Genomic DNA, 23,031 nt, shown 5'->3' on the forward strand with positions numbered 1-23,031 from the left:
CCTGTTCCGGCGGCATGGGCCGCCTCCCGATGCTTCACCCCCTCGGAAAGGGCAGCGATACGATCCGTGCCGGCCGCCGCTCGCCCAATACCGACACTTCGAGCGCTGCGCCCTCGGCGCGCCCGGCGGCGTCGAGGAAGGCCATCGCCATCGCATAGCCCACCGTATGGCCGTAATAGCCCGAGCTGGTCGCGCCGACATAGGCGTCGCCCACCCACACCGGCTCCTCGCCCGCCGGATCGGCATCGGCCGTGTCGACGCGCAACGCGACGAGCCGATATTCGGGCTCGCTCTCGAGCGAGGCGAGCGCCGCCGCGCAGCCGACATAATCGTCGCGCGTCCGGTCGAGCAGATCGCCATAGCCGCATTCGGCGACGGTGTGGTCTTGCGACATCTCGCGCAGCGTGGTGCCCGGCGCATGCTCCATGACGAGCGTGCTGAACGCTCGGATGCCGATGTCGCGGACGCCCATCCCCGCGCCCGCCGCCATGATCTGGCAGTAGAGCGGATAGAGGTGGACGGTGGACGTGTAGAGCTCGAAGCCCAGCTGGCCGATCCGGTCGGAAGCGAGGACGTGGCAGGGCGCATAGCCGATCGCCGCCTCCGCCAGCTCGCCCGGCGCGACGGTGCTGCCGATGCGATGACGGGCGCTCAGCGCGTCGATCAGCGCGGCGGCGCGCGGGCCGGCGACGAACAGCCCGCCCAGCTCGTCGGTGACGTTGCGCAGCACGATGTCGAGGCCCCGCGCATGCTCCTCGAACCAGCGCATGTAGATCGCCTGCATGAAGGTCGGCGCGGTCAGCAGATAGCGATCCCCGGCGAGCCGGCTGACGTTGAGGTCGCCGATGATCCGGCCGACCTTCGACAGCAGCAGCGCCGGCAGGGTGCGGCCGACCGCCGGCAGCGGCGACGCGATCACCCTGCGCAGGAAAGCCTCGGCCGCCGGCCCCTCCACCTGGAACTTCGACACCGCCGACATGTCGACCACACCGACCGCGGACCGGGCGGCGCGGCATTCCTCGCCGATGATCGCGAAGGCGTTCGAGCGGCGGAAGGTCGGCGTCTCCTCGAACGGCGCGCCCGGCGGGGCGAAATAGGCCGGCGCCTCGAAGCCAAAGCTGCTCATGAACACCGCGCCCTTCGCCTCGTGCGCCGCATAGAGCGGCGAAGTCTTCAGCGGGCGGCCGACCGGCCAGCTCTCGTTGGGATAGGGGATGTCGAAGCGGCGGCCGTAGAATTCCCGCGCGCGGGCGATCGTCACCGGCTCGGGCAGCTTGGGGTCGAAGCGGGCGATGTCCATGCCGTGGACGTCGATCGACGGCTGCCCGTCGATCATCCATTCGGCCAGCGACCGGCCGATGCCGCCGCCCTGGACGAAGCCCGCCATGATGCCGCAGGCGACCCAGTAATTGGGCAGGCCGGCGATCGGGCCGACCAGCGGATTGCCGTCGGGCGAGAAGGTGAAGGGGCCGTTGACGATCCGCTTGATCCCGGCATTGGCGATCGCGGGATAGCGCTCGAACCCGCGCGTCAGATCCTCGCCGAGCCGGTCGAGGTCGGGGATGAGCAGCTCGTTCTCGGCATAGTCCCACGGCGTCCCCGCCACCGCCCACGGCACCGCGTCGCGTTCGTAGACGCCCAGCAGCATGCCGTCATGCTCCTGCCGCAGGTAGAGCCCGCCGTCGAGATCGGCGACCGAGGGCATCTCCGGCTTGCCCTTCAGTTCCGGCAGGTCGTCGGTGATCAGGTAATGATGCTCCATCGGCACCAGCGGCAGCTCGACCCCGGCCATGCGGCCGACCTCGCGCGCCCAGAGGCCGGCGGCGTTGACGACATGCTCGGCGACGATCGTGCCCTTGTCGGTCCGCACCTCCCATTCGCCGCTCGGCCGACGGGCCAGCCCCTCGACCATCGTGTGGCGGTGGATGGTCGCGCCCGCCGCCCGCGCCGCGCCCGCATAGGCATAGGTCGCGCCCGAGGGGTCGAGATAGCCTTCGAGCGGATCGTAGATCGCGCCGATCACGTCCTTCATCTCCATGATCGGGACGAGCTTCGCGATCTCCGCCGGGCCGAGCAGTTCGGACTCGATCCCCAGCACATGGTGGCGGGCATGTTCGGCGCGCAGGAATTCCCAGCGCTGCTCGGTCGCCGCGACCAGCAGGCCGCCGACATAATGGGCGCCGACGTCCTGCCCCGAAAGCTCCTGGATCTCGCGATAGATGCCGCAGGTATAGGCCTGCAGCCGGGCGACGTTGGCGTTGCCGTTGATGGTGTGGAAGCCGCCCGCCGCGTGCCAGGTCGATCCCGCCGTCAGCTCCTTGCGCTCGAGCAGCACCACGTCGGTCCATCCCTGCTTGGTGAGATGGTAGAGGATGCTGCAGCCGATCACGCCGCCGCCTATGATCACTACCCGCGCCTGCTGCTGCATCGCTCGAACGTCCAACCTCCGACAGGAATCGATGTCACCCTGCCCCGCGGCAGGTCCCTTCCCGGTCAGGCATAATCCGATGACATCGGGGGACCAGAGGCGGTCAGGCGCCTTTTTTAGGCGAAGCGCCCGCCTCCTGCTGCTTGCGCGCGGCGACCAGCGTGTTGCGCAGCAGGCAGGCGACCGTCATCGGACCGACCCCGCCCGGAACCGGCGTGATCGCCGCCGCATGGCCCAGCTCGTCGAAGGCGGCGTCACCGACCAGCCGGCTGTCCCTGCCCGGTTCGCCGACGCGGTTGATCCCGACGTCGATCACCACCGCGCCGGGCCTTACCCAGTCGCCGCGCACCAGCCCCGGGCTGCCGGCGGCAACCACGACGATGTCGGCGGTGCGGACGATGTCGGGCAGGTTGCGGGTCAGGATGTGCGTCACTGTCACCGTGCATTCGCGTTCGAGCAGCAGCATCGCCACCGGCTTGCCGACGATGTTCGACTTGCCGATGACGACCGCCTTGAGCCCTCGGAAATCGTCGATCACCGTCTCCAGCAGCAGCATGCAGCCGAGCGGTGTGCACGGCACCAGCCCGTCGGTGCCGATCGACAGCCGGCCGACATTGACCGGATGGAAGCCGTCGACATCCTTGAGCGGGTCGATCGCGTCGAGCACCCGATCCGCGCGGATGTGGCGCGGCAACGGCAACTGGACGAGGATGCCATGAACCTCGCCGTCGCGGTTGAGCCGCCCGATCAGGCCGAGCAGCTCCTCCTCGCTCGTCTCCGCGGGCAGCCTGTGCTCGAACGACCGTATGCCCGCCTGGCGGGTCTGCGCGATCTTGCGACCGACATAGACCAGGCTCGCCGGGTCCTCGCCGACCAGCACCACGGCCAGTCCGGGCGTGGCCGCGCCCGCCGCCGTCAGCGCCGCGACGCCGGCCGCGACCTCGGTCCGGATCGTCGCCGCGATCGCCTTGCCGTCGATGATGGCCGCCATCGGATCAGTCCGTGAAGACCACGGTCTTGGCGCCGTTGAGGAGCACCCGGTCGGCCAGGTGGTGGCGCACCGCCCGCGCCAGCACGCGCCGCTCGATGTCGCGGCCCTTGCGCACCAGTGCCTCCGGCGAGTCCGCATGGCTGATCTGCTCGACGTCCTGCGCGATGATCGGCCCTTCGTCGAGGTCGGCGGTGACGTAATGGGCGGTCGCCCCGATCATCTTCACGCCGCGCGCATGCGCCTGGTGATAGGGCTTGGCGCCCTTGAAGCCGGGCAGGAAGCTGTGGTGGATGTTGATGCAGCGCCCGGCCAGGAAGGCGGCAAGGTCGTCCGACAAGATCTGCATGTAGCGCGCGAGCACGATCAGCTCGGCGCCGGTCTCGTTCACCACCGCCTTGATCCGCGCCTCCTGCTCGGCTTTGGTGTCGCGGGTGATCGGGAAATGGTGGAAGGGCGCGTCGCCGAGATCACCATAGGTCTCGCGCGGGTGGTTCGAGACGATCCCGACCACCTCCATGTTCAGCTCGCCGATGCGGTTGCGGTAGAGCAGGTCGACCAGGCAATGATCGAACTTCGACGCGAGCAGCAGCACCTTGCGCCGCTGGTCGCGCGGACGGATCGCCCAGTGCATGTCGTAATGGCGCGCGACCGGCGTGAAGGTGTCGCGCACCATGTCCGGCGCGACGCCCTCGGGCACGCTGAACACCACCCGCATGAAGAAGCGGCCGGTCTCCGCATCCTCGAACTGGGCGGCTTCGACGATGTTGGCGCGATAGCTGTACAGCTCCGCGGTGACGCGGGTGACGATCCCCGGCTGATCGGGGCAGGACAGAGTCAGGACATAGGCGGCGGTCATGGCAACCCTTCGATGATCGGGATGATGGAGGAAGAAGGCGGCGGCGGGCCGTGGCCTCAGCCGAACTCGACGACCGCGTCGCCGAACCAGCGGCAGAGATAGTCGCGGACACTGACGTCGAAGATCAGCCGGAACCCGTCGAGGCCCGGCGGGCGATCGACGATCGCGTTGACCTGCGCGAACAGCGTCATCGCCGACATCGCCTCGGTGAACACGGCCGGGTGGAGGTCGATCGACGTCGCCTTGGCAAGCAGCTCGGCGGCGTCCGGGCCGGTCGCCTCGAAGATGCAGCGGCCGTCGCCGACGCTGACGCACAGCGCCGCCGCGGCGTCGGTCGCCGCCGCCTCAATCGTGGCGTTGGGCGCGGTGTCGCCGATGATCAGCCACTCGTCGGGGCCGATCCAGACCACCCGCACCGCGCCGTCGGCGATTCGGTTGGGGACGGTCGGCAGGGCCGTGCCGATCAGCGCGGCGATCCGCGCCAGGTCGTCCGCCGACGGACGCCGCAGCCGCAATGTGGCGATCGGCCCGGGCGCGCATTCGCGCACCGCGACGGTCGCGGCCGCCGCCTGCCAGGTGTCAGCCATTGAGCCGCGCTCCTTCGGGATCGTAGAGGGTGGGTTGGGCGATCGTGGCGGTCAGCCGGCGGCCGTCATGCTCCAGGGCGACGGTCTCGCCGATCCGGCCCGTCCCGCCATGGACGAGCGCCAGCGCGACGCCCCGGCCGAACACCGGGCTGTAGGCGCTCGACGTGACGAAGCCGTCGCTCGCGCGATCCGCGCCCTTGCCACGCACCAGATGCGCGCCGATCGGCAGCGGCTCGGTGCCCTCCGCGCGCAGCCCCACGAACTGGAGCCGCGCCGGATCCCGATGGAGCGCGAGCATGAGCGATCGCTTGCCGACGAAGTCGCCCTTGCGCCGCAGGACATGATCCCAGCCGATGTTGAGCGGCGTCGTGGTCCCGTCGGTGTCGGCGCCGATATGGAGATAGCCCTTTTCCAGGCGCAGCAGGTTCCAGGCGTCGATGCCGATCGGGGTCAGCCCATAGCGGCCGCCGAGCCGCATCAGCACGTCCCAGAGTTCGGCGGTGCGGCCGGTCGGGACGTTGATCTCGTAGGAGGTCTCGCCGGTGTAGCTCACCCGCATGACCCGCGCCTCGATCCCCGCGACCATGCCCTCTTGGAAGCTCATATGCGGGAAGGCCTCCGGCCCCAGCGGGAAGCTCGCCCCCGCCTCGGCGAGCAGGTCGCGGGCGTGCGGGCCGGTGAGCGTCACCACCGACCAGCTCGTCGTCACCGGCGCGACCAGCACGTCATGGTCGACGAACTCGCACTGGAGCCATTCCTCCAGCCAGGCCGCGATCCGGTCCGCGCCCGCGCTCGACGCGCCGACCAGGAAATGATCCTCGCCCAGCCGCGCGCAGACGCCGTCGTCGATGACCACGCCCAGCTCGTTGAGCATCAGCCCGTAGCGGACCTTGCCGACCTTCAGCGTCGACATCGTACTGGCATAGATGAAGTCGAGCAGTCTCGCCGCGTCGGGCCCGCGCACCTCGATCTTGCCGAGCGGCGAGCCGTCGAAGATGCCGACCCCGTCGCGCACCGCCCGCGCCTCGCGCTGCTCGGCCTCGAACCGGGTCTCGCCGGCGCGCGGATAGGCCGACGGGCGCAGCCAGCCATAATCCTCCATGATCGCCCCCAGCGCGACATGGCGGTCGTGCAGCGCCAGCCGCCGCAGCGGCCGCAGCAATTCGCCATGGGCGCGGCCGGCGAAAGCGCCGAGCGCTACTGGCACGAACGGGAAGCGGAAGCGCGTCGTCCCGGTCTCGGCGATGCCCTGCCCGGTCAGGCCGGCCATGATCGCCAGCGCGTTGACGTTCGATGTCTTGCCCTGGTCCGACGCCATGCCGAGCGTGGTGTAGCGCTTGAGATGCTCGACCGAGCGGTAGCTCTCGCGCGCGGCGAGGCCGATATCGTCGGCGCTGACGTCGTTCTGCATGTCGACGAAGGCCTTGCCCGGCGCGTCGATCCGCCAGCAGGCGGTGATCTCCGCCGCCGGATGCGCGTCGGTCGCGCGCGGCGCGGCGCCGTCGCCCGCCCCGGCGGCATGGCCGCTCGCCAGCGCCTCGTCGAGCGTCCGCAGCCCGGCGGCGGCGCCGACCGAGCGTTCGTTCTGCACCGACTGGGCGGGGCGGAAGGCGGTCAGTTGCTCGTCGAAGGCGAGCCGCCCGCCCGATTGGGAGAAGAGGCCGACGTTCGGATTGCTGCCGCCCGACATCGCCAGCAGGTCGCAGGCGAGACGCAGCGTGCCGCCGTCCGCCCGGCGGACCGCCACGTCGCGCAGCGCCTTGGCGCCCCGCGTCGCCACCACCGACGCGCCGCGCAGCAACCGGATACCGAGCGTCTCGACCGAGGCCGCGACCGCCGGATCGACATCGGCCCGCGTATCGACCACCGCCGCCACCGTGCCCCCCGCGGCATGGAAGGCGATGGCGGTGCGATAGGCTTCGTCATTGTTGGTGAAGATCACTGCCCGGTTGCCCGCGCGGACGCCGTAGCGCGCCAGATAATGGCGCACCGCGCTCGCCAGCATCACGCCGGGCCGATCGTTGCCGGGGAACACCAGCGGCCGCTCGATCGCGCCGGCGGCGAGAACCACCCTGCCCGCCCGCACCTGCCATTGCCGGTAGCGCGGCAGCTGCGCCGGGGCGGCGGGGTCGTCGCCCGACACCGCCTCGATCATCGCCAGCGCGTCATGGTCGAAATAGCCGGTGACGGCGGTGTTCGGCAGGATGCGGACGTTCGGCATGGCCCCCAATGCCGCGATCGCCTCGTCGGCCCAGCGGTCGGCGGCCAGGCCGTCGATCTCGCCGCCGTCCCAGCGCAGCCGGCCGCCCAGCACATGATCCTGCTCGGCCAGGATCACCCGCTGGCCGGTCCCGGCTGCCGCCCGCGCCGCCGCGAGGCCGGCCGGGCCCGATCCGACCACCAGCACGTCGCAATGGGCGAAGCGGTTCTCGTAGCGGTCGGGATCGGCCGCCTTCGGCGCCTTGCCGAGCCCTGCCGCCCGCCGGATCACGCCCTCATAGACGTGCCAGTGTGGCCACATGAAAGTCTTGTAGTAGAAGCCCGCCGCCAGGAAGCGCGACAGCAGGTTGTTCACCCCGCCGACGTCGAAGCGGACGTTTGGCCAGCAATTGACCGCCTTCGCTTCCAGCCCGTCGTGCAGCCTGATCTCGGTGGCGCGCAGGTTGGGCGCAGCGCGCGCGCCGGTGCCGAGCTGCATCAGCGCGTTGGATTCCTCGGGTCCGAACCCCAATATCCCGCGCGGGCGGTGATATTTGAACGAGCGACCGACCAGCCGGACGCCGTTGGCGAGCAATGCGGAGGCGAGCGTGTCGCCGGCATAGCCGCGATAGTCGCGCCCCTCGAAGCGGAAGGACAGCGGCCGGCCGCGATCGATCAGCCCGCCGGCGGCGAGGCGGAAAGGCTGACTCATCGCGCACTCCCCTCGTCGCCGATCGCGGGGGCGGCTTCGACCATATGGTAGACCGCGCGGATGCGGTGGGTCGCGGTGTCGCGCGCGACATTGAACCAGCGGCGGCAGCCGGCGGCGTGCAGCCAGCGTTCGAGATGGTCGCCGCGCGGGTTGATCTTCTCGCTCAGATAGCGGCCCCAGGTCGCGTCATCGACCTCTTCGGGCGGACCCGGGCGGATGACGTGGCTCTGGCCGCCGCAGCGGAATTCGATCTCGTCGCGGGGACCGCACCAGGGACAGGAGATTTGCAGCATGATCGATCCTCAGTGCGCGATGCCGGAGCCGGCGGCTTCGTCGATGAGCGCGCCGGTGGTGAAGCGTTCGAGCGAGAAGGGCTCCGCCAGTTCGTGGGGGGTCAGCGTGGCGAGCTGGTGCGCCAGCATCGTGCCGCCGACCGGGATCGCCTTGAACCCGCCGGTGCCCCAGCCGCAGTCGAGGAACAGCCCCGGCACCGGCGACGCGCCGATGATCGGGCTGCTGTCGGGCACCACGTCGACGATGCCGGCCCATTGGCGCAGCAGACGGACACGGCCGAGCGAGGGATATTGGGCGGCGACGGCGCCCAGCACGTTGCGGATCACCGGCATGTTGCCGCGCTGCGCATAGGAGGGATAGAGGTCGAGCCCGCCGCCGATGACGAGGCCGCCCTTGTCCGACTGGCTCATATAGACGCCGGTCGCCGGCGACAGGATGACGGTGTCGAGCACCGGCTTGAGCGGCTCCGACACGAAGGCCTGCAGCGCATAGCTGGTGATCGGCAGGCGGAAGCCCGCCATCTCGGCGAGGCGGCTCGAATGGCCGGCGACCGCGACGCCGATCCGCGTCGCCGCGATCGGTCCCCGCGAGGTCTCGACCCCAATCACTGCACCGTCGGCGCCGCGCCGGAAACCGGTCACCTCGCAATTCTGGATGATGTCGACGCCCAGCGCGTCGGCGGCGCGGGCGTAACCCCACACCACCGCGTCATGCCGCGCGGTGCCCGCCCGCTTCTGGAGCAGCCCGCCGAACACCGGGAAGCGTGCCTCGGGCGACATGTCGAGGATCGGCACGCGCCGGGCGATCTCCCCGGGCGACAGGAAGTCCGCGTCCACCCCGTTGAGCCGCATCGCGCCCGCCTGGCGATGCGCCAGCTCGACATCGTGCGGGCTATGCGCCAGCGAGATCATGCCGCGCTGGCTGAACATCACATTATAGTTCAGCTCCTTCGACAGGCCTTCGTACAGCTTCAGCGAATGCTCGTACATCCGGGCGCTGGCGCGGTAATAATAGTTGGATCGGATCGCCGTGGTGTTGCGGCCGCTGTTGCCGCCACCGATCCAGCCCTTCTCCAGCACGGCGACGCGGCGGATGCCGTAGGTCTTTGCCAGATAATAGGCCGTCGCCAGCCCGTGGCCGCCGCCGCCGATGATGATGACCTCATAGTCCGGTTTCGGATCGGGCGACCGCCAGGCGGGCTTCCAGCCGCGCTGGCCGCCCAGCCCCTGCCTGAACACTGTCCACGCCGAATAGCGCATCTTCATCTCTCACAAATACAGTTGTGTATTTCTTGGGTAAGCACGTGACGCCTGAAAAATCTTCGGAGAACGGGTATTTATTTCAACAGGTTGGCGAACAGCACGTCGGTATAGCGATCGACGAGGGCCCAGCGCTCCGCGGCGGTTTCCTGCATGCCGATCGCATAATAGCCGACCTGGTGGAAATAGGTGATGCGCGCGCGGATCATCGCCTCGTCGGCATCGAAGCCGACGTCGCGGAACAGCTCCTCGAGCGCCTCGAGCCGGATGCCGTCGACCGCGCGGACGATCTCGGCGATCGGCGGCGACAGCGCGGCCCAGGCGCGCACGGCGCTGTCATAGGCCTCGCTGAACCCCCGCCCCTCGATATAGAGCTCGGCCAGGCCGCGCATCCGGTCCTTGGGCGCCGCGCCACTGCGCAGGACCTGCAGCATCGGCGTGGTGTTCCGGTCGCGCCAGTCGGCAATCAGCGCGTCGAGCAGTTCGTCGCGGCTCTGGAAGCGCCAGTAGAAACCGCCGCGCGTGACGCCGGCCAGCTTGGCGAGCCGATCGATCTTGACCGCGACGATACCCTCGCTGATCAGCACCTCGCGCGCCAGCCGGACCCAGTCCTCGGTCGACAGGGTCTGCTCGGGCGGTGGCGTCCGCACCCAGGACCGCTTGGCGGTGGCCTTCGACTGTGCCGCGCCTTTCGTCACGAGAATGCCCTGCTCCGCGATGGTGGACCGATGGAAACCGCCCTGATAAATACAGCAGTGTATTTTCGCGTCAACTGCCAAATGGCGCGGTGCCAGCCGGCCCCTCCGCCTTTACAGCGAACCATGGGGATTTTAGACCCGTGGCCGGTCCGCCCCACCGAAGCTTACCGGGAACTGCCAGATGGTCACAGGCTCCGCACAACCGCTCGACGAAGCCGCGCTTCGCCGCCAGCTCACCGATTTCTACCACCTCGTCGTCCATCTCGGCTGGTCGGAGATCATCTTCAACCATATCTCGGTCCGGCTTCCGGGGCCCGAGCACCATTATCTCGTCAATCCCTTCGGCCTGCTCTACGAGGAGATCACGCCCGAGAACCTGATCAAGGTCGGGATCGACGGCAAGCTGGTCGAACCATCCCCCTATCCCGGCAATCCGGCGGGGTTCGCGCTGCACGGCGTGATCCATGCCAACCGCCCCGATGTCGCCTGCGTCGCGCACACCCACAGCAACGCCGTGTCGGCGGTGGCGATGAAGCGCGAGGGGATCAGCCACGACAATTTCTACGGCGCGCAGCTCTTCGGCCGGGTCGGCTATCATGATTTCGAGGGCATCACCCTCTATGACGACGAGCGCGGGCGGATGCTGGAGAGCATCGGCGACAAGCATGTGCTGGTGCTGCGCAACCACGGCATCGCGGTGTGCGAGCGGTCGATCCCGGCGACCTTCATGCTGCTGTGGACGGTGCAGCGCGCGGCCGAGATCCAGTGCATGGCGGGCCAGGCCGGCGGCCCCGACACAATCCTCGACGATACGGTCCGGCAGCGCTGCGCCGACGATGCGCTGCGGCTGGCGACCTCGGCCAGCTTCTCCGACATGGTGTTCGACGCCTCGGTGCGCCGGATGCGCGCCGAGCAGGCCTCAACGCGGCGATAGCTTCGCCAGATAGTCGATGATCGCCGGCACATCCTCGTCCGCGACGGGGGCGCGGTAGACGTCGCGCATCTTGCGGACGATCCCGGTCCATTGCTCGCGCGACAATTTCGGCTGGAGCAGCACCATGCTCGCCGAATGGCACGACGCGCAATTGGCGTTCATCACCTCGGCCCCCGGTCCCTCGGGGTAGGCCGTCTCGTCATAGGGCAGCTCGACCGAGGTCGATTTCACGGTGAAGCGCGGCGCGGCGCGCGATACGGCCGAGAGGGCGGTCGCGGCGACGAGGGCGCAGAGTCCGGCGGCCAGCCAGGTCCGGTCACGCATCGGCCCGCACCTCGACCGACACCGCCTCGACATTGCCGCGCATGAAGCCGCTCGGGTTCCAGATCGCTTTCATCGGCTGCCCCTCCCCGGCATCGTTGGTGCAGCGGGCCATCAGCGTCAGCGGCCCGGGCCCGGCCAGCGGGAGCTCCGCATCCCAGCGACGAAAGCTGTATCGGCCATGGTCGGGACCAAGCCTCGTGGGCTGCCAGCTCCGTCCGCCGTCGGCCGACAGCTCGACCCGGGCGACGCTCCGGTCGCCGCCCAGCGCGATCCCGCCGACCGGCATCGTCGGGCGGAGCGGAACCGCCTGCCCTTCGCGCAGGCTGGTGACGAACGAGCGCGGCACCATCCGGCCGATCGGCACGGTCGGGAAATCCTTGGTACCGGGGACAATGTCCGCACCCGGCGTGGTCGGTATGCGATAGGCCTTGGCCATCCAGTAACGATCGTCAGGCGCGGACAGCACCTCAATGTCGGACAGCATCTTGATCCAATAGGTCGAATACCAGCCGGGCACGACCAGCCGGATCGGGAAGCCGTTGAGCAGCGGCAGTTGCTCCCCGTTCATCGCGAAGGCGATCATGACCTCGCCGTCGCGGGCATGGTCGATGGCGAGCGCCTTCTCGAAGCGCGGCGCCCCTTCCACCGTGGCACCGTCGAGCCCGGCGAAGCGGACCGCGACGGCATCGGACAATACCCCCGCCTGGTCGAGCACGTCGCGAAGCCGCACGCCGGTCCAGCGGGCATTTCCCATCGCGCCATGCCCCCATTGCGCGCCGGGGACGCGGGGTTCGAACAGGCCGCGCGAATTGCCCGAACATTGGTTCACCGCCGCCAGCTCGACGCGCGGCATGCGCAGCAATTGGGCAAGGCCGATCGACAGCGGCCGGCGCACCCGGCCACGGACCGCGAGACGGAACGCCCCGGCATCGACCGAAGTGGGGAAATCCGACCAGTGCCAGCGCACGAAGAAGCGGTCATTGGGCGTGAAGACGTCGCTGTCGAACACCTCCATCGGCGTTTCGAGCAGCGGCGGATGGATGCGCTGGACGATCATCTCGCCCTTGCCCGGAAAGCCGCCCGCCAGCGGCCGCTGCGACGGGCCGCCCGGCAGGCGCAGGTCGACCAGCCCCTGCGCGCCGGCCGGCACCGCCAGCATCGCCGCCGTTCCCGCCAGCATCTGCCGGCGGCCGAGCGGCGCCGTCATCATCGCATCGAACCGATCCATCGTCCTTCCGCTCCATCAACCGTTCCAGGCGAGCCCGGTCGCCCACAATATCCCCAGCGCGATCGCCGCCAGCAGGCACAGCGACAGCGTTACCACCGCAGTCACGCGCGGGCCCGCCGCCGCGACGCTGCGCAGGTCGACCCCTAGCCCCAGCGCCGCCATCGCGACGACCGTCAGCAGCCCTGCGACATGATCCGCCGCGCCGACCGCTGCTGCCGGCAGCAGCCCGACCGACCGCAGCACCGCCAGCAGCAAGAAACCGACGATGAACCAGGGCAGGATCAATGCCAAGCGCCCTCGATCGAACGACGCGCGGCAACCGGCCGCCGCCCCGGCACGCGGCGCGACCAGCGACAGCAGCAACAGCACCGGCCCGAGCATCAGCACCCGCGTCAGCTTCACCAGCGTCCCCACCTGCACCGCGACGCCGCCCATCGGTCCGGCGGCGGCGAGCACCTGCGGCACCGCATAGACGGTCAGGCCGGCCAGCGCGCCGCCAGCCGCGGGCGACAGATGCAGCACCGCCGCGAGCAGCGGCAGCAGCAGGACGACGCCGACGCCGAGCACCGCGGTGAAGGCGATCGCGGTGGCGACGTCCCTGCTGTCGGCCTCGATCACCGGGGCGACCGCGGCGATCGCCGAATTGCCGCAGATCGCGTTGCCGCAGGCGACCAGCGTCGCCATCTTGGACGGCAGGCCGAACGCCCGCCCGATCAGGAAGGACAGGCCGATCGCGCAGACCACCGTCGCGACGATCCCGCCGAGCAGCGCCGGCCCCGCCGCCATCAGCGTCCCGAAGCTGATCGTCGCACCGATCAGCATCACCGCCACCTCCAGCACGGTGCGGGCCGCACAATCGATGCCCGGCGCGAACGATGCCGGCAGCGTCCATGCCGTGCGCAGAGCCGTACCGAGCAGGATCGCCAGCACCAGCGGTTCGAGCCAGCTATGACCCACCGCCACCGCCTCGACCCGCGCCAGCAACAGCGCCGCGGCGGCCACGGCGATGCTCAGAGCAAGGCCCGGCAGCAGCCGGCCGAGAGGTGATGTCGAAAGCCCAACTATCATCCCTGATAGATCGGCTTGACAAACCCCCAAGTCCAATCGATTGATTGGAGCGAAACGATAGATTGAATTTATCGAATGACCCTCGACCAGCTCCGCATCTTCGTCGCCGTCGCCGAGGCGTCGAACATGACCCGCGCCGCCGCCCTGCTCCATCTGTCGCAACCCGCCGTCAGCGCCGCCGTCGCCGCGCTGGAGGGGAGGCACGGCAGCCGGCTGTTCGACCGGATCGGCCGGCGGCTGGAGCTGACCAGCGCCGGTCGCCTGTTCCTGCCCGAGGCGAAGGCGGTGCTGGCGCGCGCCGAGCAGGCGCGGCAGCTGCTCGACGATCTGTCGGGGCTGATCCGAGGGGAAGTCCGCATCGCCGCCAGCCAGACGGTCGCGACCTATTGGCTGCCGCGCTATCTCGCTCGCTTCGCCACCGCGCGGCCGGGGATCACCCTGTCGATGGCCGACGGCAACACCGCGCAGGCCGCGTCAGCCGTGCTCGCGGGCGATGCCGACCTGGCGGTGGTGGAGGGACGGACCGATCATCCGCTGCTCGACGTGCGGACGGTCGGGCATGACCGGCTCGGCCTCTATGCCGCGATCGACCATCGCCTCGCCGGCCGCCCGATCGGCCGGGCGGAGCTGCTGGAAGCGGTCTGGGTGATGCGCGAGCCGGGTTCGGGCACGCGCGATCATTTCGCGACGGTGCTCCCCGATCATGGCCTGGCGATCGGCGATCTCGATATCCGGCTCGAACTGCCGTCGAACGGCGCGGTGCTGGCGGCGGTCGAGGGCAGCGCGATGATCGCCCCGATCTCCGACGCGGCTGCCGCACCGCGTCGCAAGGCCGGCCTGATCCAGCGGCTCGACTGCGCCCTGCCCGAACGCAATTTCAGCCTGCTCCTCCACCGCGAACGACATCGCAGCCGCGCCGTCAGCAGTTTCCTCGACTTCCTCGAAGGCTAGAGCATCGAAACCCGCACATCCTGAGAATCTGACTCAAAAGTCCCCGCTCGCCCTGAGGAGGCATTGAGCCTAGTCGAAATGCTGTCTCGAAGGGGCGTTCAAGGCTGGAAATATCCTTCGATATGGGCCTTCGCCAGGCTCCGTCCCTCCTCAGGATGAGCGGTAAGGCACTTTCCGGTCAGCCTAGCAGGGACTGAGCTAGGGGCGCCAAATGAAACGCTCGATGTTCCACGCGCCGATCCGTCCTAGAGCAGCATCTTCGCCAGCGTTCGCCACCCCTCGATCGGCATCGCCATGTCGCTGCCGACCGCGCCGCGGATGAGCTGCAGGCAGACATGGTCCGCGCCCGCGTCGAAATGCGCCTGCACGCCCGCCGCGATGCGATCGCGGTCGCCCCACAGGAAAAGGTCGTCGATCAGCCGGTCGCTGCCGGCGACGTCCTCCTCGCTATAGCCGAGCCGCCGCCAGTTGTTCAGATAATTGGGGAAGTTCAGATAGCTCGACAGCGCCGCGCGTCCGATCGCGCGCGCCCGCGCCGGATCGCTTTCGAGGATCACCCCCTGCTCGGGCGCGAGCAGCGCCCCCGGTCCCAGCCGATCGCGCGCCTCGGCCGTGTGCCGGGCGGTGACCAGATAGGGATGCGCCCCGGCGGTTCGTTCACGGGCGAGATCGAGCATCTTCGGGCCGAGCGCGGCGAGGCAGCGGCGCTCGGCCGGCACGCCTGCGGCGTCGAGCCCGTCGAGATAGGCGGCCATGGTCGCGAGCGGCCGGCCATATTGCGCGCCGATCGCCGGCCCATGGCTGACCCCGAAGCCGAGCATCAGCCGCGCCTGCCGCTCCGCCGGCAGCGTCTGCCACCAACGGCCGACATCGGCCGCGGCGACCTTCCAGACATTGATGATTCCCGTACCGATCGCGACGGCCAAGGTCGCGTCGAGCAACCGGTCGACATCGGCTAGAATACGGTCGTCCATCGCGCCGGGAACCCAGATCGCGCCGAAGCCGAGTGCTTCCAGCTCGGCCGCCGCCCGGCCCGCCTCGATCGGATCGCCGAAACGAAGCTCTATCGACCAGATGCCGATGCGTCCCAATCCCCTTGCCATCGCCTTCTCCGTCCTCATCCTGCAGGGTGGAAGGATAGGGCGACGGTTCGGCGAATGTCACCCCCATCCCGGCGCGGCTCAGCGCGGCCGCTTCTCGAGGAACAGATAATCGGCGCTGAATTCGGCAAGGTCGCACAGCCCTGCCCGATCGGCGATGGTGACATGGCCGCCGCGAAAGGTGACCAGCTCTCGCTCGCGCAGTTCGCGCAACACCCGGTTCACATGGACCGAGGTCAGGCCGAGGCAATTGGCCAGGTCGTTCTGGGTCAGCGCCAACGGATAGCCGGTCGGATCGGCAAGCCCGACGATCTCCAGCCGGACCTGCAGCTCACACAGCAGATGGGCGAGCCGTGCGACGGCGTCGCGGCGGCCGAGCGACACCGTCCAGGCGCGATGGATCGCCGCGTCGAGATTGGTCGAGAACCACAACAGTCGGCCAAGATGGGGAAAGCGCTCGAACATCGCGATCAACGCGTCATGGCCGACCCAGCCGATCCGGCAGGGAGTGAGCGTCAATATCCCATGGTCGAGCCGCTTGAGGGTGAAGCTGTGCAGATCGGCGAAGTCGCCCGCAACGTGCAGTTCGCTGATCTGCTGCTGGCCATCGCGCATGTCCTTGAACCGGGCGAGCAGCCCCTCGACGAGAAGCGCCGACCGCTCGAGCGGCTCGCCTTCCTCGATAATCACCCGGCGCGCGGGATAGGCTTGCGGCGGCTCGATGATCGAGCGCAGCGCGGCTTCTTCCTCGGCGTCGATATCGTCACGCTGCCGTAGCTTCATCAGCAAGCGATCGGCCCAGGGCGCGGCCCCGGCAAAAGGGTCCCGCTCAGCGGCGGCGGTCATCATGCCGCACCTCGACCGCACTGTCGAACGGCACCTCCAGGACAAGCCGCCCTTGCGGATCGGTGACGCGGATCATGCCGCCGAAGTCCAGCACCCCCCGGCCGAGCTCCTCGCGCAGGATCGACCGGATTCCCGACAGGGCCTGGGCATGGGCCGCCGCGACGTCGGGCAGGTCGACACCTTCCTCGTCGCGGGTTTCCCCGGTGCCATTGGAAACGTGGAAATAGAAATGCGGCATGGCCTCCCGCCCGGCTCCCAAGAGCCCGCGAGGCGATCCGCGGGCGGTGAACATCGCCAACCAAAACCCTTTGATTACAAGGAAGTTGCAATTCTTCCGCAAAACTAACCTACGGCAATCTCATTCCGGAAGTTCCGGATTAGGAGGAGCACCATCGATCTTGCGGGGCCGGACGGGCGGCCCTTGCGCTCGGGGGTGACGGCACGCGGAATGATTACGGAGAAGTTCCTCAAGGGACGTCGGGGAATGATGCTCGACCCCGCCGAGCACGCCGCGATCGAGAAAGCCGTGAGCGAGATCAAGATCGTACCGGCGCGCACCGTGATGGTCGAGGCGGGCGAGACGCTGCGCCACAGTGCCCTGGTCATCGATGGACTGATGGGCCGCACCATTTCCGACCGCGACGGCCTGCGCCAATTCGTCGGTCTGCACCTGCCGGGCGATTTCGTCGACCTGCACAGCTATGCGCTGTCCCAGCTCGAACATGACATCGCCTCTGTGACGCATGCGCGCGTCGCGATCGTGCCTCACGACCGGATACACGCGCTGGTCGCGGACACGACGCTGGCGCGCAAGCTCTGGTTCGCGACGCTGCTCGACGCGGCGATGCACCGCGCCTGGCTATTCCGGCTCGGCCGGCTCGACGCGATGGGCCGGGTCGCGCATTTCCTGTGCGAGACTAACGCCCGGCTCCGCGCCGTGGGGCTCAGCGACGGCCGGCGCTTCGCGCTCGACTTGACTCAGAACGACCTCGCCGAGATCTGCGGGGTGACGAGCATCCACATGAACCGTATCCTGCGGCAGCTTCGCGAGGAGGGGCTCTGCGTCGTCCGTTCTTCCCATGTCGAGATTCTCCGCCCCGACTGGCTGGCCGCACGGGGCCAGTTCGACGCTTCCTATCTCTATCTCGATCCCGATGCCGCCTGAACACGGACGCGGAGCTGGCCTGGATACTAATCTGGATTATACACCCCGGGTGGCGATATGGGTTAGGCCCCGAAGGCTGCACCGAAAGATTGCCGCTACGGCACGCTCGCAGCCTCCGGGAGCTTCATGTCTCTAATACTCGGCTCCCGTCTCGCAGGGGACGGTCCCCCCGGCTTCCAAGCGTCGCTCGACGGTGAGCCCGCCATCGTCGAACTCGACAGCGGCGCCATATTCAAGCTCGCCAGACGCGCGACCCATGATGAACTGGACCGTATTCTCGAGGAAAAGCGGGAGAGGATCGGCGATGCGGCGATACGCCTCGCGCGCGAGGGCTTCGTCACGCGCGGCGATAGGGGCGCCGAGATCCTCGTTACTGCGTTAGACCTCTGAACGGCGCCGTATCCATAGACGCGGCCTATGCACTGCCGCTCGGCATTTCGATTTTCCCGGCATCGCCGCATGCGATACATCGCCTCTGCTGATCAGAGGGAGGATACGCGATGGCCGGCCGTTGGTTTGACGAATGGAAGGTTGGGGATAGCCTGCGGCACGAGGTCCGCCGCACCGTCACGGAGACCGACAACCTGCTCTTCTCGACGATGACGCATAATCCGCAGCCGCTCCACATCGACCTGGAGGCGGCGAAGGCGAGCGAATTCGGCCAGATTCTGGTCAACGGCACCTTCACTTTCGCGCTGATGGTCGGCCTGTCGGTCGGCGACACGACACTCGGCACGCTCGTCGCCAATCTCGGCTACGACAAGCTGGTGATGCCCAAGCCGGTGTTCATCGGCGACACGATGCGCGCGGAAACCGAAGTGGTCGAACTGCGCGAATCCCGCTCGCGCCCCGATGCCGGCATCGTCACCTTCCGTCACCGCCTGATCAACCAGCGCGACGAGACGGTCTGCGAGTGCCTGCGCTCCGCGCTGCTGAAGCGGAAAACGGCGTAGACGAACGAGAAACGCCCAATGCGCCCTACATCCGCTTGATTTCCCGCGGTCGAGGATGTCAGGTGCCCCCATGCTTTCCCATACACGCGCCATGGTGGCGGCAGCCGCCCACGCCCTGATCACCCAGACCAAGGTCGCCGGCATCTACGATCATGCGGCGGGACGTCATCTGCGGATCGCGGCGGAGGCGCGGGGCGAGCATCTGCAGGGCTTCGACGGCGATCGCTCGGCGAAGTTCGGCGGGACGCTGCCCGAGCTTTACGATGCGGCCGACAAGAGCTTCGTCTCGATCGAGATCGATGGGCGGACCGCCAAGGGATATGATCGCGGCTCTTCGACCCATTATTCGGTCACGGTGACCGACCGCGCCGTGCAGCTCTACGATCACGGCCAGGGCGCCTGGTTCGCCTTCGACGTCCAGACCGCCTGATCCCGCCCTCCCCCGCCTTAGCGGGAGAGGGGTTTGGAAGGTCGCCTCAGCTCAGATAATGCGCGGTCGTCTTGGCGGCGACCTCCTCGGCGGTCACGCCGGGAGCAATCTCGATCAGCTTGAAGGGCGAGCTGTGATCGGGCCGCTGGAACACCGCCAGATCGGTGACGATCATGTCGACGACGTTCTTGCCGGTCAGCGGCAGCGTGCAGGCCGGGATGAACTTCGGGCTGCCGTCCTTGGCAGTGTGTTCCATGACGACGATGATCTTCTTGACGCCGGCGACGAGGTCCATCGCGCCGCCCATGCCCTTGATCATCTTACCCGGGATCATCCAGTTGGCAATGTCGCCGCCCTCCGACACCTCCATCGCGCCGAGCACGGTCAGGTCGATATGCCCGCCGCGGATCATCGCGAAGCTGTCCGCCGAGGAGAAGAAGCTCGATGAGGGAAGCTGGCTGATCGTCTGCTTGCCCGCGTTGATCAGATCGGGATCGACCTCCTCCTCATAGGGGAAGGGGCCGATGCCGAGCATGCCGTTCTCCGACTGCAAGGTCACGGTCATTCCGGCGGGGATGTTGTTCGCGACCAGGGTCGGGATGCCGATGCCCAGGTTGACGTAGAAGCCGTCCTTGAGTTCCTTCGCGGCGCGCGCCGCCATCTGGTTGCGGTCCCAACCCTTGTTTTCCTGGGCCATTATGCGGTCTCCCTCGCGCGGGTCGTGCGGAACTCGATCTTCTTGTCGTAGGGCGCGCCGAGGACGATGCGCTTCACATAGATGCTCGGCAGGTGGACGTGATCAGGATCGATGCTGCCGACCGGCACGATCTCCTCGACCTCGGCCACGCAGACCTTGCCCGAGGTCGCCGCCGGATGGTTGAAGTTCCGCGCGGTCTTGCGGAAGATCAGGTTGCCGCTCTCGTCCGCCTTCCAGCCCTTGATGATCGCCAGGTCGGAACGGATACCGCGTTCGAGCACATAGGTCTCGCCGTCGAACTCCTTGGTCTCCTTGCCATCGGCGACCAGCGTGCCAACGCCGGTCTTGGTGTAGAAGCCCGGAATGCCGGCGCCGCCGGCGCGCATCCGCTCGGCCAGCGTGCCCTGCGGACAGAACTCGACCTCGAGTTCGCCAGCCAGATATTGCCGCTCGAACTCCTTGTTCTCGCCGACATAGGAGCTGATCATCTTCCTGATCTGGCGGGTGCGCAGCAGCTTGCCGAGGCCCTCCCCGTCGATGCCGGCATTGTTGGACGCAACGGTCAGGCCGCCCACGCCCGAGGCGACGATCGCGTCGATCAGACGTTCCGGAACGCCGCACAGGCCGAAACCGCCGGCGGAGATCGTCATTCCGTCAAACAGCAATCCCTCAAGCGCCGCTGCGGCGTTCGGGTAAATCTTGGTCATGGAAGGCTCCTCCCTGACACGGGGCTAGAGGACCGAAATCATAAAATCCAATTGTAGTTTTCTTGGTTTACTCATAGCCATCTGTTATGAGACGCATCTCACTCTACCATCTCGAAACGCTGTTGTGGATCAGCCGTCTCGGCACGTTCGGCGCGGCGGCGGAACGGCTCAACACCACCCAGCCGGGCGTGTCCGCGCGCATCCGCGAGCTGGAGCATCAGATCGGCTTCCGGCTGTTCGAACGCGCCGGGCGGACGATGGCGCTGACGGTGCGCGGGCGCGAATTCGTCCGCGAGTGCGAGCCGCTATGGACCTCGATCGAGCGCACCTTCCTGCAATCGGGCCGGTTCGAGGGCGCGTCGGGAATCGTCCGGATCGGCGCGGGCGAGATCGCGGCGGCGACGTGCCTGCCGTCCTTCTTCACCGGGTTGAAGGCCGATATGCCGCGCGTGACGCTGGAGATGGAGATAGACCTGTCGCACGGCCTGCTGCAGAAGCTGCTCAGCGCCAATTGCGACCTGATCTTCCTCGCCGGCCCGATCGTCAGCCCCAATATCGAGACCGTCCCGATCGGCGCGGTCGACATGATGTGGATCGCGAGTCCCGCACTGGGCGGCCAGGGCTTCGACGGCCCCTGCCCCACGCTGTGGCTGCTCCACCGCCATTCGCCGATCCACGGCGTCGCGCGCGCCAGCCTCGAAGCGGCGGGGCATGGCGACGCGACGATCAACAGCTGCAACAACGTCCGTTCGCTGATCGACATCGTGCTGTCGGGCGGCGGCATCAGCTTCGTGCCCGAGATAATGGCGCGGCCCCATCTCGATCGCGGCACGCTCGTCCGGCTGCGTCCCGACCTCGACCGCACCATCCCGTTCCACGCCGCGATCCGGGCGCAGGAACGCGACCCGCTCGTCCGCGACATCTTCGCGCGGGCGGCGGCTCTGGAGATCGCGGAGATCGTCCCCGGCCGATGACGGACGGGGGCGAGCCAGTCAGCGCAGCACGGGGCTGGCGCTCGGCCGGTCGCGATGCGCGGGGACGAAACGCCGCGCGGAGAAGCTGAACGGCACCTCGGCGCTGCCGCCATAAAGTTCGTGGTGCGGCGTCGCTTCGGCGAAGGCGCAGACCAGCTCGAACAGATTGGCCATCGGGCCGCTCAGCCCTTCGAGCGGCTGGTCGGCGAGCAGCCGCAGCGCCTCGTCGAGCTTGGGCATGAACGCCGTGTAGAAGTCGGCGAAGTCCTGCTTCGAAGCGGCCCAGCGAATCTGGCTTCGCTCGCCCTCGGTCGGCCGCGCCCAGCGCGCGGCGAGGTCGGCGAACGGCTCGAAGCCCGAGGGAAGGCTCTTGTCTTCGGTCATGGTCGAGGCTCCTCAGGCCGTCAGGAAGTCGTCGTGGACGCGGACGGCGTGGCGGATCAGGAATTCCTGGTCCATCAGATACATCTGGTCGATCACGCCTGATCGGATGCCGGTGAAGGTGTCCTCCATCGTCGCGGTATCCTCCAGCCATGCGTTGCGATGGAGGGCGTTGACGTGGAGTTGCGCTACCCGCTCCGCCGCGTTCCGGGCCGGGCGGAAATAGTTGGTCCCCTCCCAGAGCGTCCGGCCATGATCGAGCGGCCAGAACTGGTGGGTGAAGAAGGACATGCCCGGATAGCCGCAACCTGCCGAAAGATGGATGATCAGGTTGGGGAAGAGGTTGGGCAGTTCGAACTGGAAGTCGGTACGTCGCGTCGGATTGATCCCGGGCGGGAGCTGGTCGGGACGCGGCCGATGCGGTTCGCTGGCATGCAGCACCCCGGCGAAGGCGGCGGTCGACGCCGCGGTGTCCATTCCCGCGCCGTAGATGGTCGAGGAGGCGTGCGGCCCCATCAGCTTGAAGTCGGTATGCTCGACCCCGCGGAAGCCGGGCAGCGATCCGGCATGGATGGTCGGCACGTGGTAGCCCTCGGAAAAGGCCTGGTGCGCGACCTTCCAATTGCATTCGAGCACCGTCGAATAGCGGAAGACGGTGGTCGATTCGGCATAGGGATAGCCGCCGAACAGCCGGGCGAAGTCGCCCAGATAATCGAGCAGGCTCTGCTCGGGCGGGTCGGCGAAGTTGATGAAGACGAAGCCTTCCCAGGTGTCGCAGGCGATCTCCCGCAGGCCCAGGCAGCTCTTGTCGAGCTTGCCGAACCCCTCCTCCATCGGCACCGAGCGGAGCGGGCCGTCGGTGCCGAATACCCAGCCGTGGAAGCGGCAGGTGACCACCCCGGCGCGGGCACGCCCGAAGCTCTCGAAATCGCTGTTCGGGACGACCTTGTTGCCGCGATGGGTGCAGACATTGTGGAAGGCGCGGATCTTGCCGTCCTTGCCGCGCACGATCAGTACCGAGGTGTCTGCGACCGGCATCTCCTTGACCTTGTAGTCGCCGATCTCCGGTATCTCCCAGGCGGTCGCGACCTTCAGCCATGCGCGACGGAAGATCTTCTCGCGCTCCAGCTCGTAGACCGTCGGGTCGCGGATCGCCTCCACCGACACCGGATCGACGCCCAGTTCGGCCCGGATCTCCGCGATCGAGCGGCCGATATGGCTCAGCGTCGGATCCTCTGCGTTCATTGCT

General features: G+C 68.2%; 25 protein-coding genes. 7 read left to right on the forward strand and 18 right to left on the reverse strand.

Annotated features, from left to right (window positions below; genetic code table 11):
• Positions 1-34 precede the first annotated feature (34 nt).
• The 8 genes from B5X82_RS06750 to B5X82_RS06785 form a co-directional block, all read right to left on the reverse strand.
• Positions 35-2,428 carry a GcvT family protein gene (locus B5X82_RS06750; RefSeq protein WP_079647367.1) on the reverse strand — a complete coding sequence of 798 codons (2,394 nt, stop codon included), beginning with the start codon at positions 2,426-2,428 and terminating at the stop codon, positions 35-37.
• Positions 2,429-2,531: 103 nt separating this feature from the next.
• A complete protein-coding gene (folD, locus tag B5X82_RS06755; RefSeq protein WP_079647368.1) occupies positions 2,532-3,419 on the reverse strand; it encodes a bifunctional methylenetetrahydrofolate dehydrogenase/methenyltetrahydrofolate cyclohydrolase FolD in 888 nt (295 codons plus the stop codon).
• 4 nt (positions 3,420-3,423) lie between these two features.
• Entirely contained in the window at positions 3,424-4,275 is an 852-nt protein-coding gene (gene purU, locus B5X82_RS06760) for a formyltetrahydrofolate deformylase (protein WP_079647369.1), read from the reverse strand.
• A 56-nt stretch (positions 4,276-4,331) separates the two neighbouring features.
• A complete protein-coding gene (locus B5X82_RS06765; protein WP_079647370.1) occupies positions 4,332-4,862 on the reverse strand; it encodes a sarcosine oxidase subunit gamma in 531 nt (176 codons plus the stop codon).
• On the reverse strand, positions 4,855-7,773 hold the full coding sequence (locus B5X82_RS06770) for a sarcosine oxidase subunit alpha family protein (RefSeq protein ID WP_079647371.1): 2,919 nt from the start codon (positions 7,771-7,773) through the stop codon (positions 4,855-4,857). Before B5X82_RS06770 ends, B5X82_RS06765 begins: the two co-directional genes overlap by 8 nt.
• Positions 7,770-8,066: a sarcosine oxidase subunit delta gene (locus tag B5X82_RS06775; protein WP_079647372.1), complete on the reverse strand. Its 297-nt coding sequence runs from the start codon at positions 8,064-8,066 to the stop codon at positions 7,770-7,772. The genes B5X82_RS06770 and B5X82_RS06775 overlap by 4 nt, the downstream gene beginning before the upstream one ends.
• Before the next feature lie 9 nt (positions 8,067-8,075).
• On the reverse strand, positions 8,076-9,332 hold the full coding sequence (locus B5X82_RS06780; protein ID WP_079647373.1) for a sarcosine oxidase subunit beta family protein: 1,257 nt from the start codon (positions 9,330-9,332) through the stop codon (positions 8,076-8,078).
• Between the two features lie 71 nt (positions 9,333-9,403).
• On the reverse strand, positions 9,404-10,024 hold the full coding sequence (locus tag B5X82_RS06785; protein ID WP_079647374.1) for a TetR/AcrR family transcriptional regulator: 621 nt from the start codon (positions 10,022-10,024) through the stop codon (positions 9,404-9,406).
• A gap of 181 nt (positions 10,025-10,205) precedes the next feature.
• Between B5X82_RS06785 and B5X82_RS06790 the strand changes: the two genes are divergently transcribed.
• Positions 10,206-10,958, forward strand: coding sequence for a class II aldolase/adducin family protein (locus tag B5X82_RS06790; protein ID WP_079647375.1), 753 nt, complete (start codon positions 10,206-10,208; stop codon positions 10,956-10,958).
• Here the strand turns inward: B5X82_RS06790 and B5X82_RS06795 are convergent.
• Genes B5X82_RS06795 through B5X82_RS06805 form a run of 3 tightly spaced genes read right to left on the reverse strand, consistent with a single transcriptional unit; the run spans position 10,944 to position 13,578 of the window.
• Positions 10,944-11,282 carry a c-type cytochrome gene (locus B5X82_RS06795; RefSeq protein ID WP_079647376.1) on the reverse strand — a complete coding sequence of 113 codons (339 nt, stop codon included), beginning with the start codon at positions 11,280-11,282 and terminating at the stop codon, positions 10,944-10,946. The genes B5X82_RS06790 and B5X82_RS06795 overlap by 15 nt on opposite strands.
• Entirely contained in the window at positions 11,275-12,510 is a 1,236-nt protein-coding gene (locus B5X82_RS06800) for a molybdopterin-dependent oxidoreductase (protein WP_079647377.1), read from the reverse strand. The genes B5X82_RS06795 and B5X82_RS06800 overlap by 8 nt, the downstream gene beginning before the upstream one ends.
• A 15-nt stretch (positions 12,511-12,525) precedes the next feature.
• On the reverse strand, positions 12,526-13,578 hold the full coding sequence (locus B5X82_RS06805; RefSeq protein WP_079647378.1) for a YeiH family protein: 1,053 nt from the start codon (positions 13,576-13,578) through the stop codon (positions 12,526-12,528).
• A 75-nt stretch (positions 13,579-13,653) separates the two neighbouring features.
• On the opposite strand from B5X82_RS06805, the gene B5X82_RS06810 reads away from it, so the two are divergent.
• Complete coding sequence (locus B5X82_RS06810; protein WP_079647379.1) at positions 13,654-14,529, forward strand: LysR substrate-binding domain-containing protein; 876 nt, start codon at positions 13,654-13,656, stop codon at positions 14,527-14,529.
• Between the two features lie 245 nt (positions 14,530-14,774).
• On the opposite strand, the gene B5X82_RS06815 is transcribed toward B5X82_RS06810, so the two are convergent.
• The 3 genes from B5X82_RS06815 to B5X82_RS06825 form a co-directional block, all read right to left on the reverse strand.
• Positions 14,775-15,632, reverse strand: coding sequence for a TIGR03620 family F420-dependent LLM class oxidoreductase (locus B5X82_RS06815; protein ID WP_079647380.1), 858 nt, complete (start codon positions 15,630-15,632; stop codon positions 14,775-14,777).
• Positions 15,633-15,710: 78 nt separating this feature from the next.
• Positions 15,711-16,478 (reverse strand): Crp/Fnr family transcriptional regulator, encoded by a 768-nt coding sequence (locus B5X82_RS06820; RefSeq protein WP_235862618.1) that lies wholly within the window; start codon positions 16,476-16,478, stop codon positions 15,711-15,713.
• On the reverse strand, positions 16,459-16,713 hold the full coding sequence (locus tag B5X82_RS06825) for a DUF6894 family protein (protein ID WP_079647382.1): 255 nt from the start codon (positions 16,711-16,713) through the stop codon (positions 16,459-16,461). The genes B5X82_RS06820 and B5X82_RS06825 overlap by 20 nt, the downstream gene beginning before the upstream one ends.
• A 246-nt stretch (positions 16,714-16,959) precedes the next feature.
• Between B5X82_RS06825 and B5X82_RS06830 the strand changes: the two genes are divergently transcribed.
• The 4 genes from B5X82_RS06830 to B5X82_RS06845 all read left to right on the forward strand — a co-directional run bounded on the left by B5X82_RS06830 (position 16,960) and on the right by B5X82_RS06845 (position 19,023).
• Positions 16,960-17,640: a Crp/Fnr family transcriptional regulator gene (locus B5X82_RS06830; RefSeq protein WP_079647383.1), complete on the forward strand. Its 681-nt coding sequence runs from the start codon at positions 16,960-16,962 to the stop codon at positions 17,638-17,640.
• 126 nt (positions 17,641-17,766) lie between these two features.
• A complete protein-coding gene (locus tag B5X82_RS06835) occupies positions 17,767-18,030 on the forward strand; it encodes a hypothetical protein (protein WP_079647384.1) in 264 nt (87 codons plus the stop codon).
• 110 nt (positions 18,031-18,140) lie between these two features.
• On the forward strand, positions 18,141-18,593 hold the full coding sequence (locus B5X82_RS06840) for a MaoC family dehydratase (RefSeq protein ID WP_079647385.1): 453 nt from the start codon (positions 18,141-18,143) through the stop codon (positions 18,591-18,593).
• 70 nt (positions 18,594-18,663) lie between these two features.
• A complete protein-coding gene (locus B5X82_RS06845; RefSeq protein WP_079647386.1) occupies positions 18,664-19,023 on the forward strand; it encodes a hypothetical protein in 360 nt (119 codons plus the stop codon).
• A gap of 46 nt (positions 19,024-19,069) precedes the next feature.
• Here the strand turns inward: B5X82_RS06845 and B5X82_RS06850 are convergent, their stop codons facing one another.
• Together B5X82_RS06850 and B5X82_RS06855 are read right to left on the reverse strand one after the other, a co-directional pair.
• On the reverse strand, positions 19,070-19,720 hold the full coding sequence (locus B5X82_RS06850) for a 3-oxoacid CoA-transferase subunit B (RefSeq protein WP_079647387.1): 651 nt from the start codon (positions 19,718-19,720) through the stop codon (positions 19,070-19,072).
• The gene (locus tag B5X82_RS06855) at positions 19,720-20,427 is read right to left on the reverse strand and encodes a CoA transferase subunit A (protein WP_079647388.1); all 708 of its coding nucleotides are present in this window, start codon (positions 20,425-20,427) and stop codon (positions 19,720-19,722) included. The genes B5X82_RS06850 and B5X82_RS06855 overlap by 1 nt, the downstream gene beginning before the upstream one ends.
• A gap of 86 nt (positions 20,428-20,513) precedes the next feature.
• Between B5X82_RS06855 and B5X82_RS06860 the strand changes: the two genes are divergently transcribed.
• The gene (locus B5X82_RS06860) at positions 20,514-21,401 is read left to right on the forward strand and encodes a LysR family transcriptional regulator (protein WP_079647389.1); all 888 of its coding nucleotides are present in this window, start codon (positions 20,514-20,516) and stop codon (positions 21,399-21,401) included.
• Positions 21,402-21,419: 18 nt separating this feature from the next.
• Here B5X82_RS06860 and B5X82_RS06865 read toward each other — a convergent pair whose 3' ends face one another.
• Entirely contained in the window at positions 21,420-21,785 is a 366-nt protein-coding gene (locus B5X82_RS06865) for a hypothetical protein (RefSeq protein ID WP_079647390.1), read from the reverse strand.
• Between the two features lie 12 nt (positions 21,786-21,797).
• Complete coding sequence (locus B5X82_RS06870; protein ID WP_079647391.1) at positions 21,798-23,027, reverse strand: aromatic ring-hydroxylating oxygenase subunit alpha; 1,230 nt, start codon at positions 23,025-23,027, stop codon at positions 21,798-21,800.
• Between the last annotated feature and the right edge of the window lie 4 nt (positions 23,028-23,031).

Source organism: Rhizorhabdus histidinilytica, from assembly GCF_900167915.1.
Classification (GTDB): Bacteria; Pseudomonadota; Alphaproteobacteria; order Sphingomonadales; family Sphingomonadaceae; genus Rhizorhabdus; species Rhizorhabdus histidinilytica.

What these genes read in the sequence shown, in the direction of transcription:
- B5X82_RS06750 (WP_079647367.1), bottom strand. Translation starts at nt 2,428, where the DNA reads ATGCAGCAGCAGGCGCGGGTAGTGATCATAGGCGGCGGCGTGATCGGC.
- folD (WP_079647368.1), bottom strand. Translation starts at nt 3,419, where the DNA reads ATGGCGGCCATCATCGACGGCAAGGCGATCGCGGCGACGATCCGGACC.
- purU (WP_079647369.1), bottom strand. Translation starts at nt 4,275, where the DNA reads ATGACCGCCGCCTATGTCCTGACTCTGTCCTGCCCCGATCAGCCGGGG.
- B5X82_RS06765 (WP_079647370.1), bottom strand. Translation starts at nt 4,862, where the DNA reads ATGGCTGACACCTGGCAGGCGGCGGCCGCGACCGTCGCGGTGCGCGAA.
- B5X82_RS06770 (WP_079647371.1), bottom strand. Translation starts at nt 7,773, where the DNA reads ATGAGTCAGCCTTTCCGCCTCGCCGCCGGCGGGCTGATCGATCGCGGC.
- B5X82_RS06775 (WP_079647372.1), bottom strand. Translation starts at nt 8,066, where the DNA reads ATGCTGCAAATCTCCTGTCCCTGGTGCGGTCCCCGCGACGAGATCGAA.
- B5X82_RS06780 (WP_079647373.1), bottom strand. Translation starts at nt 9,332, where the DNA reads ATGAAGATGCGCTATTCGGCGTGGACAGTGTTCAGGCAGGGGCTGGGC.
- B5X82_RS06790 (WP_079647375.1), top strand. Translation starts at nt 10,206, where the DNA reads ATGGTCACAGGCTCCGCACAACCGCTCGACGAAGCCGCGCTTCGCCGC.
- B5X82_RS06795 (WP_079647376.1), bottom strand. Translation starts at nt 11,282, where the DNA reads ATGCGTGACCGGACCTGGCTGGCCGCCGGACTCTGCGCCCTCGTCGCC.
- B5X82_RS06800 (WP_079647377.1), bottom strand. Translation starts at nt 12,510, where the DNA reads ATGGATCGGTTCGATGCGATGATGACGGCGCCGCTCGGCCGCCGGCAG.
- B5X82_RS06805 (WP_079647378.1), bottom strand. Translation starts at nt 13,578, where the DNA reads ATGATAGTTGGGCTTTCGACATCACCTCTCGGCCGGCTGCTGCCGGGC.
- B5X82_RS06810 (WP_079647379.1), top strand. Translation starts at nt 13,654, where the DNA reads ATGACCCTCGACCAGCTCCGCATCTTCGTCGCCGTCGCCGAGGCGTCG.
- B5X82_RS06815 (WP_079647380.1), bottom strand. Translation starts at nt 15,632, where the DNA reads ATGGCAAGGGGATTGGGACGCATCGGCATCTGGTCGATAGAGCTTCGT.
- B5X82_RS06820 (WP_235862618.1), bottom strand. Translation starts at nt 16,478, where the DNA reads ATGATGACCGCCGCCGCTGAGCGGGACCCTTTTGCCGGGGCCGCGCCC.
- B5X82_RS06825 (WP_079647382.1), bottom strand. Translation starts at nt 16,713, where the DNA reads ATGCCGCATTTCTATTTCCACGTTTCCAATGGCACCGGGGAAACCCGC.
- B5X82_RS06830 (WP_079647383.1), top strand. Translation starts at nt 16,960, where the DNA reads ATGATGCTCGACCCCGCCGAGCACGCCGCGATCGAGAAAGCCGTGAGC.
- B5X82_RS06835 (WP_079647384.1), top strand. Translation starts at nt 17,767, where the DNA reads ATGTCTCTAATACTCGGCTCCCGTCTCGCAGGGGACGGTCCCCCCGGC.
- B5X82_RS06840 (WP_079647385.1), top strand. Translation starts at nt 18,141, where the DNA reads ATGGCCGGCCGTTGGTTTGACGAATGGAAGGTTGGGGATAGCCTGCGG.
- B5X82_RS06845 (WP_079647386.1), top strand. Translation starts at nt 18,664, where the DNA reads ATGCTTTCCCATACACGCGCCATGGTGGCGGCAGCCGCCCACGCCCTG.
- B5X82_RS06850 (WP_079647387.1), bottom strand. Translation starts at nt 19,720, where the DNA reads ATGGCCCAGGAAAACAAGGGTTGGGACCGCAACCAGATGGCGGCGCGC.
- B5X82_RS06855 (WP_079647388.1), bottom strand. Translation starts at nt 20,427, where the DNA reads ATGACCAAGATTTACCCGAACGCCGCAGCGGCGCTTGAGGGATTGCTG.
- B5X82_RS06860 (WP_079647389.1), top strand. Translation starts at nt 20,514, where the DNA reads ATGAGACGCATCTCACTCTACCATCTCGAAACGCTGTTGTGGATCAGC.
- B5X82_RS06865 (WP_079647390.1), bottom strand. Translation starts at nt 21,785, where the DNA reads ATGACCGAAGACAAGAGCCTTCCCTCGGGCTTCGAGCCGTTCGCCGAC.
- B5X82_RS06870 (WP_079647391.1), bottom strand. Translation starts at nt 23,027, where the DNA reads ATGAACGCAGAGGATCCGACGCTGAGCCATATCGGCCGCTCGATCGCG.